Below are 14,251 nucleotides of genomic sequence, written 5' to 3'. Positions count from 1 at the left end.
AAGTGAACGCATCCCCAGGAGCATAGATGACGATGTGACTAAGGTGAGTGAAAGCAGCAAATTGAAAGATAAAGGATATAAAAACAATCATTTCAATACCAATTAATATTTTTTACAAAATCACTTTATTTATATATTAAAATACACTTAACTTTATTTTTAAAAAATAAAATGACAATAGCCAATCCATATAGTATTTATTTCCAACATGCCTCTTACTGAAAATTCACAGGTGATAATATGGTATTTGAGCACGATAAAACCGTCGAAAGAACAAAAAAACCGTCGATTCAATTAGGCAATGCTAAAGAGAAATCATCGGAACAAGCACTAGAATTGCCTCAAAGTCATCAGAACAATCCATTACTCCATGACCTCATCACCAGCGATAATTTACGTAAAGGGGCTGCGATCTTTGCCAAACGGATTGGTCCCTCCTATCAAGGAATTCTGGATGAACTTGAGCATCTCCATAATCTGAGTGGCAATGAGCAATTCACGGCAGGTTTCGAATTACATCGACGTATTACCCGTTATCTTGAGGAACATCCTGATTCTAAACGTAATACTGCCCTGAGAAGAACACAGACACAGTTGGAAGACTTGATGTTTACCGGTGCTTTGCAGGAAGTACGCAACCCATTGTTGGAAGTGGCGGAAACCCGCCCTGCAATGGCATCACAGATCTACCAGATTGCCCGTGATGAGGCCAAAGGTAATACACCTGGGCTGACCGACCTGATGGTACGCTGGGTGAAAGAAGATCCCTATCTTGCGGCCAAAACAGGCTATCAGGGAAAAGTTCCCGACAATCTTCCCTTTGAACCTAAATTCCACGTGGAGCTAGGCGATCAATTTAATGACTTCAAAACGTGGCTGGATACTGCCCAAAGTCAAGGGGTACTGACTCATGCACGGCTTGATGAACAGAATAAACAGGCCCATCTTGGCTACAGCTATAACGAGCTGCTAGATATGACCGGAGGAGTTGAAAGTGTGAAGATGGCAGTCTATTTCCTTAAGGAAGCAGCCAAACAAGCCGAACCAGGTTCTGCTAAATCACAAGAGACAATTTTACTCAACCGGTTTGCTAATCCGGCTTATCTGACCCAACTGGAACAAGGCAGATTGGCACAAATGGAAGCAATATATCACAGCTCACATAACACGGATGTCGCTGCCTGGGATAAGCAATTTTCCTCAGATGCGCTGACGCAATTTAATCATCAATTGGATAACAGCATGGATCTGAATAGCCAGTTGTCTCTTTTACTTAAAGATCGTCAAGGGTTACTGATCGGTGAAAGTCATGGCTCAGATCTGAACGGATTACGTTTTGTCGAAGAGCAGATGGATGTATTAAAAGCGCATGGCGTGACGGTCATTGGTCTGGAGCACTTACGCTCAGATTTAGCTCAACCGTTGATAGATAAATTCCTGACAAACGAGAATGAACCCATGCCCGCTGAGCTGGCCGCAATGCTTAAGACCAAGCATTTATCTACAAATTTGTTTGAACAGGCCAGAAGCAAGCAGATGAAAATCATTGCTCTAGATAACAACAGCACAACTCGCCCTTCCGAAGGAAAGCATGGCCTGATGTATCGTGCCGGGGCGGCTAATAATGTGGCAGTTGAGCGTTTACAACAATTGCCTGCGGGAGAGAAGTTCGTTGCCATCTATGGTAATGCTCATCTGCAATCCCATGAAGGTATTGATCACTTTTTACCAGGCATTACCCATCGTCTTGGATTGCCAGCCCTCAAGGTAGATGAAAATAATCGTTTTACCGCTCAGGCCGACGATATCAACCAACGCAAACGTTATGATGATGTGGTTGAAGTACCCCGTATTCAATTAACATCTTGATTACATTACAATTGCTAATATAACAAAACCAAAGATGAATACTTTTCACTATACCCAATAGATTGCAATTTGCAGCGCGGCGGCAAGTGAACGCATCCCCAGGATGCATAGATAACGATGTGACTGGGGTAAGTGAACGCAGCCAACAAAGAGGCAACTTGAAAGATAACAAGTATAAAAACTTATAGGTGATAATTATGGTGTACGAATACGGTAAAACCAATGATAGAAAAAGAAAACGATCAACACAGTCAGATAATTACGAAGAAAAACTATTTGCACCAGTATTAGATTTACCTAGAAATAATCAAAATACGCCTAATATGGAAGATGAATATGAAACACCTAAGGATTTTATTAATAGAACGGGTCGAGAAAAATTATTCCGTGCAATCCGTATGATAGCCTCAGATAAACGAGATCCTATTACACAAGATCAAGTTTCAGTGCCACCTGATGGTAATCTATTTACGGAACTTGAAAAGACACATCAAGGTAGAGCCGATGAATATAAAAAATTAAAAGAATGGCCGACACATGCTTCAATTATAGCAACCTCCCCCAACGCTAATATCCCTATTGCACAACATGTTTCCGGGGATAATATATTAAGCCCTTATATCTCTACAGGTGACGAACTAGGGGCCGCGCAGAATACGGTAAGGAGTTGGAATCAGGCTGGGCCAGTATCAGAAAGAAGGCTAAGACCAGAAAAAAATTGGTCGCCAATAATAGAGATCGACGTGAATAAGCTGCCTGACACGACTAAAATCTTCGATCTGAATAAACCGAGTAATACCTTCTTTAGTACCGCAAATAGCGACATCTCTCAAAACGCTTTTGCCGATAAAGAAGTGCTAATTTCACCAGAAATTCCAGGCCACGCTATCACACGGGTAATTAATGATCCAAAAGAGATCAAACAGATTGCTAATCTTAATCCAAGCCAATCGCCTATAGAAAAAAAGAACATCATTCCTGAAGAAAAAATAATTTTTGAAGAGAAAAAATCTGCTCCTATTCATGATAGTGATGCCAATCTACCGTCATCATCATTTATCTTTCAAAAACGCAAGAAACCGAGAAATATAAGATCACGCACGGATAGTTGATGCAAAAAACAGGCTAAATTAAGCCTTGAAAGACATATTTTTTTGAAACATCAAAACCAATATTCAATAATTGGAAAATTAAACTTAATTTTCCAATTATAATTGAAAGATGTAAACATTTATTCCAATGACTACAAATATAATGAGAAACAACCTAAAGGTGATAATATGGAACATGACTATAATGAGAAAGAAAAACAGAGAAAGTCATCAATTAAGTTGAATGATACTATTGCAAATAACGAAGGAAATATGGATATGACTAGCCCATTGGAATTGGGTCCTGAAATACCCCATTATAATCAAGAAAATGGCGATCTGTTTTATGGGCTTGCGACTAAAAGGGGACGCTATATAAAAAGCGCTAATCCTGATTTTGATTCAACGAAATCTGAGAGCATTCCAATGATTATAGATGTTTATAATAATAGTATTTCCAAGAATGTTTGGGATAGGCATACAGGAAAAGACCCAGACGAGATAGATAAGGAAATAGAAAAATTATTCGATGATCCCAAAAAATATTCTAGAAATATTAAAGTGTCAAAGAAATTACAGCAGGATGTTATTTCAGATGAAAGAGGATGGTATCCTCTATGGAATGATTATTTTAATACTGGAAAGAAAAACCCTAAATTTAATCTTTCTAAGATATATGAAAAAACAGCCAGTAAGTATGATTCTGATTATTATCACTCATGGGCTCTTTCCGCATTAGCACCTAAATTGCTTTGGAAAAGAGGCAGCAAATTAGGTATAGAAATGGCTGCCAAAAATGGGAGAACAAAGATACATTTTGTTCTTGATGGTCTGAATATCGAACAAGTTGTTAATAAAACCAAAGGTTCTGATTCTTTTGAAGCCGGCCCCGGTGAGTCAATTACCGCTTCTGAATTACGTTATGCTTATCGAAATAGAGAAAGGCTCGGAGATAGAATTCATTTTTACAAGGATGATAAAGAAGCTATTGCACCTTGGGATGAAAATCCAGAGCTATGGCAAAATTATATGCCTAAGAGTAATAAAAGAAATGTAACGGCTCAAGGAAATAGTGAAAGAATATCTAGATTAAACACATTGTTCGGGAGAGTGTTTTCTTCTTCAAAGAAAAGAAGCTGATTATATTTTACGAGATTTGCATATGAGAATCGCAATTACTTATCAAAAATAAATTCGAATTATTAGCAGAGAATTAACTGAGAGGTAATATATATGGAACACGAATACAGTGAAAAAGAAAAACCCAAAAAATACCCAATAAAGCTAACGGATTCTATTGAACATGATCAAGAGGGTATAAATACCACGACTCCATTAGAACTTAATTCTCAATACACTAACAGAGAAAGACCCGGGTTACGCGAACGTTTCTCAGCCACTCTACAACGTAACCTACCAAGCCATTCTATGCTCGATCGTGAGTTAACCACCGATGGCAAAAAAAACCAAGAGAGTCGATTCTCTCCCAACATGATAATGGACCGGATGATGCATTTCGGGGTCAGAACCAGATTAGGCAAAGTCCGAAATTCGGCGAGCAAATATGGCGGTCAAGTCACCTTCAAATTTGCCCAAACTAAAGGTACCTTCCTGGACCAAATCATGAAACACAAAGACACCTCAGGCGGTGTCTGTGAGTCTATATCGGCTCACTGGATAAGCGCCCATGCCAAGGGTGAAAGTATCTTTGACCAACTCTATGTCGGGGGCCAAAAGGGAAAATTTCATATAGACACTTTATTTTCCATTAAGCAGTTACAGATGGACGGCTATCTGGATGATGAACAAAGTACAATGACCGAGTACTGGCTTGGTACGCAAGGCATTCAACCAAGCATGCAAGAAAACGACGACATGGACGAACACTCATCCAAGGTAGTGGGTCAAACCGGTACCAAAGGTACAAAAGACCTATTAGACGCCATTCTAGATACGGGTGATAAAGGATCAGGCTACAAGAAGATAAGTTTTTTCGGAAAAATGGCTGGACATACTGTAGCTGCCTATGTGGATGCTCAGAAAGGTGTCATTTTTTTTGATCCCAACTTCGGCGAGTTTAGCTTCCCGAACACAACTTCGTTTTCTCGTTGGTTCACTGACGATTTCTGGCCAAAATCCTGGTACAACCTGGAAATCGGTTTAGGGCAACAATTCGAAGTCTTCAACTACGAGCCTAAGAAACCATAATTCACCACTCCCCCTAGTCAATTGAACAATCTGCTAATGAAGCAGTACAACAAGCAACTACGATCAACAAGTGGAAAACATAAAATAATTTTATAAATTCATTTTCAATTGCGCAGTCGTGATTTAATTACATTATTCCCTAAATACACGGCTGCATCACACATCACAGATCCTATACTTAGCCCGTTCCCTCTTAACTCAATGAGAACGTTCTCCTTTCATTTATTTACAAATATTTATCATTTATCCTATTTACAACTTATCACAAAAAGTCTTTACCAATATTCCTATCCCCTAAGAACATCCCTCCACTATCTTTCTCAACGGCTGTACCGATTTGTTTGTTATCCGTATATAAAAAACAATAGATAAACATTTATATATAATTGGACTAATTAATAGTTTTATATTGTTATTAATTGATATTTGATATTACACCAGTTTGATTATAATCACTCTGCCTTACGATTAGGATTAAAAATTACAACATAATATGTTGGCATGAATAGTAATCTCTGTGAATCAGCTTACTACGATAGCTATATAAATAATAAAATTAATCAACCTGGAGGATTATATGTCAAATTCCGAATACGATATTACAAATGAAAACGAAGTTTATCAGGAAAAAGAAAAGGAATATACTGTAGTCAATGGGAAATATTGGCAATATGAGATAGAAAGTAATAAAAATGACAATAATGATTTTATTTCCCTCATGAAAGGTAATCAAAATCATCCAATCTGGATAACATCTGATATTAAAGAAATGGCTTTATATATAGTAGAAGGTCTATTTTCTTATCACAAATTTTCAGCCGAATTACAACATACTTTAAAAAATGCAGTGAGCGCTGTTTTCAATGAATATACTGAAATAAAATATTCTGAGTTACTGAATAATATTAACAATATATTCAACTTGTTTTTTATAAAAAATTACAATACAAGCGATATCGATGCAGCAATAAATATTTTAACAGCAAAAATAGAAACTTATGACAAACTGGAAAAAATCGATCAAGACCAAACAGATTCAAATAATACTAAAGTGGATATATGGGAAGAACTTGGTATCAATGCCGAAGAACCTTTACTGAAAATATATCGTCAGGCATTCTCTACAGGAGATATTGATGATAAGATCTATTCAGATGTATTACTCACTTTCATGTCAGATGGTAATATAGAGTTAGGCGATAAAGAAAAATCAGATTATAACCAACGAATTAAGGATAAAGCAAATCTTTTCAAATCCTATAAAAAAGGAATTGAAAAAGTAGAGAATTTAATTGCCTTAAATAATATTAATCCAGGTATACCTATTACTCACCCAGAAACAGAACAAAGTATTAACATTGGTGATGATATACTATTAGCCCAATTAGCGAAAGAAGAGATAGCAATAAAAAAACAAAACCGTAGTGAATATAATCAGAAAGACATCTTTGACCTGCAAACACTACAAGCTGCTAAATATCATTTATTAGTCTTATCTTCGTTAGGCGCTCTACTCTATCAAATTGCCCCTAAAGTCGAAAAAATGACTAAAGGTCATGGTGATTATCGCGATATTATTTTTTCCCAAGATCAGGCTGAGTTATTATTTAAAAGAAATAATATTCACTATGATACTGACCATGTTCTTTACCAAGAATCAAAACATATTGAAATGGAAGGCTGTATTATTTTAACAGCAGCAATTATTTATCGCATGAGAAAAGAGAATACTAATACAGAACAAGCATTTAATTACTCCACCTTAGAAACAATAAAATTATTCGAAAACGACAAACGAAAACTTAACCCTTTCAATAAAAACAACGTAAAGCCCGCAGGATACTTTTCTTTTATCGATTTCAAAAAGAGAGATAAATTTGATTCACAATACAATTTTAATGAGCAATTTAATGTTTATAAAAACAAATACAGTCATTATGAATCTGTTTCGTTCAGTAAATTAATCCTTTCATCTCCCGCTGCACACTTAACTGTCGAAGAGATTATTAACCCACCAGAAGAGGCTTTTCTCTATTCAGTCGAACAGGGTATGGGAAATGTCGCCATGATAAAAATGTATCAAGGTAATTGGTTGGTTGTTTCAACGATCCAAGGCGGCGTGAAAGCAAAAAAATACTCCCAGCAGCAAGTTGATAACAATCCGACCTTACGTGCCATGTCTAAACCCAATGCATTATTTTTAATTGAAAGAAAAATTGAGATAGGCATGGGAATATTAATGCCAAATATGATAGTCAACACCGGAAAAAGACTTTTCCCAACGGGTTATGAACGAGCCAAAACCTTAAGCGGCTTCGCAGAAACAAGCAGATATAAATATTCTTACGATGCATTCTGGAATGACTATTATGGTATAACGTCAGGAATGAATGTAGGAATTAGTTTCACTGGTTCACCTAGATTTAATTTTTATAAAGAAGAGAACTTACTTTCTGTTACGACAACAGTCATCCAGCAAGGTTTAAATGATATTGCAATAAAAAGTAAACAGGCGCTGGACATTACCTCTGGTTGGCATATAGCAGCAACCATTCTTATTCCTTTCTATAATGTTATCTATAAATCAACGACCGATAGTGAATATAAATTAACGGGAGAGGATATTGGTTCCATTGTCTTTGATACCGCAAATGTGCTTTTGGTTGTTGCTACCCTAGGTATGTCATTGACTGAATCAATGGCCGCAAAAGTAACACAAACTACATTGCGCCTCAGACAAGCTGGTCTGACCGGAAGAGCTTTAATTACAGCGGTTGTCAGGACATTACCAGAGCATGGAATAATAACCTTACGTCAATCCTCTGGAATTATACTCGGTGGATTAATTGATTTAATCGAACCTTTGCCTATCAGATCAACACTAACCTTAACTTACCGGGGAGTCATCAGCGCAGTCGGTGCCATGAGAAATAGCATTAAACTTGAGAAAAGTTTCGCTGATATTTTTGGAAAAAGTACCAGAGGATTAGGTAAACTTAAAAATGAATGGCAAGTCAAAAATATTTCACTCGATAGGATGGCCCTTCATACAAATGAAGGAATATATAAAGGAATTTATTCAATACGCCCTGCTAATGTAGAAGTAGCGGTTAAACAGAACTACTATATAAAGGAATCAAGCACTCACTATCAAGTTAAATGGGATGATGCAAATCACACCTGGCGCGTTGTCAATCCAACTTATCCCGAACAATTTAGTTACTGGCCCGCAGTTAAATTAGATAAAGATGGGCATTGGGTTACTCATGCCAATATATCTAATCAATTTATTATTCTGGAGCAAAGTAAAAGAATCGATCAGGAACTTGAAGCTGCACACAGAAATATTAATAATGATAATATATTGGATGCATTTATTCATATCAATACCGCATTCAAAGATGGTGAAAGATATGATATTGATAAACTATCAGATATTACTGACACGTTAACCCATTTTTTCGAAAAATCGCTAAAACTTAGAGATAACACGATTCTACTCAGCACAGAGGTAATAGATATCCAACAGATCTGGATACGTGAAGTCATCTTACCATTGCAAAATAACCTAAGTATTTCGGTTGAAAAAATTAATGCGATCAAAACAGAATTTCCTTATTTATTAAGAAAAGCCTTTCCCTTTGACAACGAATCAGTGGTAAATAAAATTGCATTTTCCATCGAGGAAATACCTACCACACTGATGCCAAAATATAGTTCGGGTAATATCTTAAAAACGGTACAGTATACATCGTTAGAGAGTAACTATATCGATATTCCCCCTGTCGGGATCACAATAACAGGTAATGATATATTCATCAATCAAGTCACTCGTATACTCAATGAAATAGAGGGGATACCATCCGGCAATATTGTTATTCAAGAGATTGAGAAACAAGGTATAAATATTCAGCCACCTACCATGAACGCAATTGTACGTGAAAAAGAGGGGCAATTCTATGCCCGTAACAGCGCTGGCAGCAGTATCACTTTTGATCCTGATAATCATATTATTGATACAGAAGAGAAGCTTATTGAGGAACCCTGGCGCTCTCGTGAACCCGCTATCGCTTTATATCACGAGATGTTACATATCTACTATAATCGCTATCCAACATGGTTTACTTCTATTGATAACAAAGTGATTGATAAGAAAGTGAGTGGTGGCTTTTCTTTACTGGAAGAGTCGCGAATTGTGGGAGCAAAATATTATGTCAACGATAAAAATACATTATTTGATTTCAGTGATCTTAATTATTTACTAGAAAATAATTCCGCTTTATTGACGGAAAATAGATTCAGAGCAGAATATGCCATATTTAAAGGCAAAAGTGAGTATGTTATCCGACCGTATACTGGTAAAGGCGATAGTCAAATCCCACTGACAAATACCAAAATAAACATCAATGAATCACACCGAAACGTAATGGGCGTGGGTAATGGCAAACCTGAAAAAATGCCAAACGAATCAGCAACGGATTATCGAAATAGAGTGAGAGAATGGAGGAAAGCAAATAAGCAACCTGGAACAGATATCGAAACGGGTGATATTAGAAAGACAAAATCGGAAACCAGAATTAAACATTTGAAAGAAAGTTATCCTCAATTTGAACCACAAAAAATTGAGCTTGGGGGTGCATTCCAATTATGGACGGTACCGAATCAATCTGCGAATAAATTGATGCTGAGTTCCCACGGATATTTTTTCTCTGATAGTGCAGCGACACAAGTCCCCGCAGGAAAAACAATCCAATTTCTGGGTCCTCACGGCAAAACATTATTGGAAGCACCGGAAAATCCCTTGAATTCCCCTTTTGATGTCACATTGGGTAATAGTGGTTTTACTGTGCAACTTTATGCGACGATTGAATCAGGCAGCAAAGCAAGCTCCAGCAGTGTAAAAATAGGTGATAAGACATTTACCGTAAACGATATTCAGAATATGACTGCCGATGATGTTGAAAATTATTTACTTGCTACCGGAGTAGAAGCTAATACATCAAACCATGGTAAGGTTAGAAATTACGGTATCAAATATTACGAAAAAATGCCGGATGAGGAAGTTAAAGCAGCAATATGGAAAAATAGAGCAGACGAGACTGTTACCAGTAAATATGATGCCTTATTAGTTAGTCCAGAAGCGGGAAATCGTAAAAAATTGTCTGATATTTTTACTCTGATGAAAACAGACGAAAGGATGTCAAAGTACGACGAAATAACCTTTGTTGCTTGTCGTGAAGAATTGAACAGAATAAATATGAAATCAGTTCATGATACCGGCCTTGGCGGCGGTTATGAACCCAAGCTGGAACCAACTGTTATTCTTTCACGCCGGCGACGGGAAGCAACATTTACCCCCGATGGCGCAGTCATCTATTCAGTTATTGCGGTAAATCTGCATCGTAATTTCATAACAGAGAAAATCGTCGGCATAGCCCCTTTTCTGTTTATCGATAATTAAAAGGTCTTTTTGTATCACTTGAAACACTAAATTGAGGCGAGGAATATTTTCTCGCCTTATTTATTTTAAACTGTACTAGAATCCAGACTCACTCCTCGCGCCGTGAGGAGTAAGAAAAAGCATCCTACGATTTTGATATCTTATTTAGCCGACTACGTAGATCTGCGGGGGCAATATAATGAGTTGTTCGTTTTATTTTTATAGGAAGAAATATATTCATTGACTCAAGCTCTCTAAGTAATTTCCTGGCTGTATTTTCACTAACATCATATATATTTTGAACTGATTTTACTTTAAACAATCTTCCGGGTTCTTTTACACCTTTTTTGATTAAATCTTTCTGAATGAAGGTTAGCTTACTTTTATACTTTGAATGTTCCAACACATCGACAATTTCATAGAATTCTTTTGTTTTTACTTTTAAATACTCTTGTAATTCATCAAATGCATTTAGAATAATATTAACATTAAAATTGATAAAATAAGTCAAATCCCCATAATCCTTTTGAACATAAAGATATGACATACCATAGTCTTTAGCGTTCTCCTTGATAACCTTGCTTATTGAAATATATTCAAAAATGTCATATCCATTCTTTAGCATATACCAATAAAATATTGCCCTTGCAGTTCTGCCATTCCCGTCTCTAAATGCGTGTTCATACCCCATCATAAAATGAAGAATAATCGCTTTTATTACTGGTGGTATAAATTTCCTGCCATCCTCTCCATTATGATTTTCGTTAGCAAAAGCACATAATGCTTCTAACCTATTTTCTAACTCCTTATAGTTTGGCGGGTAAAATAATGGATTGTCATCATTTCCAATGTAAATATCATTACTGCATCTAAATTCCCCCGGTATATTTTCGTTTTCAGATACACCATTAGTCGCTATTCTGTGAAATTCAAGCATCAGATCCCTTGTAAGGGGTTCTTGTTTTCTTTTATCCGCTAGCTTTAATAGCATATAATTATTCAGAATCATTCTCTCATCAGGAGTACTGGGCGCTAATTCTTCCTCTAGCATTTTTTTTGCGTCAGCTCGGGTAGTTGCTGCGCCTTCCAATTGAGCGCTGGTGATGGCTTCTTCCATCAGTAAAGATGATACTAAGTAATTCTGTTGAATATTATCTGATGCTTGAGATCCTGCAATTGCAGCGACTTTACCTGCACCAAGTTGTACAATTTTGTGCAACTTTGGCTCTAGTGAATCATGTATACAAAAACTAAACTCATTCCCGCTTTTATCAAATAAGCCCGTACTTTTTTTTACCTGATCTCTACAGAACTTTACTGCATACCAGATGTGTTCAGCTTCTTTACTAGGAACTCGCCACTTAAGCTGACTCCAATGAAGGTATCTTCCTTGTTTATCAACAATACTATATTCACTGAGGTATTCCCCGAATTTAACAAAATCTAAATTTGAGAAATCAAGTTTAGGTGATTGTTCTACAGGATGTTTTGCCACATTACCTCACATTTCAAAATTTGATGTATAGGTAAGTATGACAATAAATCCTTAAGGAGGTCAACACGAATAAACCCGATTTATGAACTGTTTGAAACGTAGCCGAGGCCCCCATTTGGCTCGTCACTCAGCAAATTTTTTTGCTCAGTTCCGATCGACTGAAAATTTAGCTGATGAACCTACCAGCAGGCGGGTATATCGCTGATATTTTTTTCTTAAAAGACTTATATAACACTTTAAAGTATCTTAAATACCTTTATAAGCTTCAAATAGAACTTTTAAACCCTTCTCTTTTCATGTCAAATTTTGGTAAAATAAGAGATATGATAAAATCTCTTAACCATAAAATTTAAACTTAAGAGGTGCATTTGTGGCTCTAATACTTTATACCGAATCGGAGTTGCTAGCAGAACTTGGACAGCGCCTCCGGGAACATCGGCTACGACGTAACATGCTCCAGACAGAGCTGGCGTCCAGAAGCGGTATTTCTGTCTCAGCGCTCAAAAAAATTGAAAGCAGCGGGCGGGGTACGCTTGAAAATTTCATGAAAGTCGTTTTTGCTCTGCGGCTGGAGAACGAAATTAAGTCCCTGTTTATGCTACAACCGACCAGCATTGCTCAACTCAAAGCCATGAAAGCGCCGGTTCGCCAGCGCGCCCGGCGAACCCAACGTTCGTCTCGGAAACTCTCCGGCAATGGCCGCGCTCATCAATCAGGGAACGCAAAAAAATGACGAAGCGAAACTTTCAGTACCGGTCACTGGACCGACTACAGGTGATCTACAACGGTCATGGAGAACAGTGGGTATTAGGTCATCTGGCCGAAAGTACCGTACATGCCCGCTATTTATTTGAGTACACCCACAAAGCTCTTGAGAGCGGCATCGAATTCTCTCCTCTGCAACTGCCACTTTCCACTAATACTTACGCAAATTTTGAACACTTTCAGGACTGGCTCCCTGGCTTCATTGCAGATTCTCTGCCGGATGGGTGGGGACGGCTGCTTATGGACCGGTTCCTTCGCCGTAATTATGTCGATCCTGGGCGGATTTCCGTCCTGGAACGCCTTGCATTGCTAGGCGATAACACGATGGGGGCTTTGACCTACCAACCTGCTCTGCCTTTACCAGACGACCAGCAAGACAAATATAGTATTCTAAACTTGACCGGGCTGGCCAAACAAATCCGTAAGGAAGTCACTGGTCAGGACTCGGAAGCACTGCGTGAACTTTTCCTGCTTGGTGGCTCGCCTCACGGAGCCAGACCAAAAGCACAGGTAGAATATAATCCCTCCACCGGCCAAATGAAAACGACGGCGTTCCCAGGGAGTGAGCCTTGGTTGGTCAAATTCCCCGCAGCAGAGGAAAATCCTTGGGTCTGTGCCCTTGAAGAAGCGTATGCCTGTACTGCCAGAATGGCGGGCATTAATTTCCCCACAAGTCGCTATTTCCGCCTTGAAGGAGGACTCGCCGCATTTGGTGTCCAGCGATTTGATCGCGAGAATGGAATGCGAATGCCAGTACTGAGTATGGCCGGCGCCCTACATGCCGACTTCCGATTACCCTGTATGGATTACATAGATATCTTACGGGCGACTGGCTCTATCACGCGCTCTGTTGTTGAACGAGAAATCCAAGCCCGCCGCATGGTGTTCAATGTGTTGATGCATAATCGTGATGATCATGTGAAGAATTTCTCCTTCATTTTGAATAAAAGCAATGAGTGGGTAGTGTCCCCCGCCTATGATTTGACCTTTGCGGACGGCCCCGGAGGACAACATCAGACCTCGGTGACCGGCCACGGAACGGATATCACCCGCACCATATTGTTGAAGGTTGCCAATAATGCGGGCATCTCACCGGCCAGAATGAACAGCATTATTGATGAAGTAGCGGATGTCGCCGCCAATTTCGCTCATACTGCACGGAATGTAACTGATGATATTCCCGCTGACGAACTTCATCAGGTCACGGACTGCATTAACCGAAATCTGTCCTGCCTCAAACGATAGATTCAGGGTACGAACCTTATAGATTTTTCTGTTAATCAGAATCCGACGGCACCGACGGCAGAGAATACCGCACATCGGCAGCGTCCTGGCCGTCACCTGAAAAAAGAGTGGCTGCCAAACCTACGGCTTTACCTAATG

The 14,251-nt window shown here is 38.4% G+C and carries 8 protein-coding genes and 1 pseudogene; 8 read left to right on the top strand and 1 reads right to left on the bottom strand.

All coding sequences use genetic code 11. The features are described from left to right. Window positions 1-240 precede the first annotated feature (240 nt). The 5 genes from AM629_RS01200 to AM629_RS01180 all read left to right on the top strand — a co-directional run bounded on the left by AM629_RS01200 (window position 241) and on the right by AM629_RS01180 (window position 10,629). The gene (locus AM629_RS01200; RefSeq protein WP_054475367.1) at window positions 241-1,869 is read left to right on the top strand and encodes a membrane-targeted effector domain-containing toxin; all 1,629 of its coding nucleotides are present in this window, start codon (window positions 241-243) and stop codon (window positions 1,867-1,869) included. 197 nt (window positions 1,870-2,066) lie between these two features. Continuing rightward, entirely contained in the window at window positions 2,067-2,981 is a 915-nt protein-coding gene (locus AM629_RS01195) for a DUF7587 domain-containing protein (RefSeq protein ID WP_054475366.1), read from the top strand. 168 nt (window positions 2,982-3,149) lie between these two features. After that, window positions 3,150-4,100: a hypothetical protein gene (locus tag AM629_RS01190; RefSeq protein ID WP_054475364.1), complete on the top strand. Its 951-nt coding sequence runs from the start codon at window positions 3,150-3,152 to the stop codon at window positions 4,098-4,100. A 93-nt stretch (window positions 4,101-4,193) separates the two neighbouring features. Next, the gene (locus AM629_RS01185) at window positions 4,194-5,168 is read left to right on the top strand and encodes a YopT-type cysteine protease domain-containing protein (RefSeq protein ID WP_054475362.1); all 975 of its coding nucleotides are present in this window, start codon (window positions 4,194-4,196) and stop codon (window positions 5,166-5,168) included. Between the two features lie 577 nt (window positions 5,169-5,745). Continuing rightward, window positions 5,746-10,629: a putative adhesin gene (locus AM629_RS01180; RefSeq protein ID WP_054475361.1), complete on the top strand. Its 4,884-nt coding sequence runs from the start codon at window positions 5,746-5,748 to the stop codon at window positions 10,627-10,629. A gap of 124 nt (window positions 10,630-10,753) precedes the next feature. Here AM629_RS01180 and AM629_RS01175 read toward each other — a convergent pair whose 3' ends face one another. After that, complete coding sequence (locus tag AM629_RS01175; RefSeq protein WP_054475354.1) at window positions 10,754-12,103, bottom strand: Fic family protein; 1,350 nt, start codon at window positions 12,101-12,103, stop codon at window positions 10,754-10,756. Window positions 12,104-12,473: 370 nt separating this feature from the next. Between AM629_RS01175 and AM629_RS24940 the strand changes: the two are divergent. The 3 genes and pseudogenes from AM629_RS24940 to AM629_RS01160 form a co-directional block, all read left to right on the top strand. Next, window positions 12,474-12,617, top strand: a pseudogene (locus tag AM629_RS24940) (helix-turn-helix domain-containing protein); the annotation flags it as partial. 30 nt (window positions 12,618-12,647) lie between these two features. Then, on the top strand, window positions 12,648-12,836 hold the full coding sequence (locus tag AM629_RS24460; RefSeq protein ID WP_235525374.1) for a hypothetical protein: 189 nt from the start codon (window positions 12,648-12,650) through the stop codon (window positions 12,834-12,836). Further along, window positions 12,833-14,113, top strand: coding sequence for a type II toxin-antitoxin system HipA family toxin (locus AM629_RS01160; RefSeq protein WP_054475348.1), 1,281 nt, complete (start codon window positions 12,833-12,835; stop codon window positions 14,111-14,113). Before AM629_RS24460 ends, AM629_RS01160 begins: the two co-directional genes overlap by 4 nt. Window positions 14,114-14,251 lie beyond the last annotated feature (138 nt).

It is taken from the genome of Photorhabdus heterorhabditis (assembly GCF_001280945.1).
In the GTDB taxonomy this organism is placed as follows: domain Bacteria; phylum Pseudomonadota; class Gammaproteobacteria; order Enterobacterales; family Enterobacteriaceae; genus Photorhabdus; species Photorhabdus heterorhabditis.
Note: the sequence above shows the minus strand (reverse complement) of the source record. Positions and strands in the feature narration are given on the sequence as shown.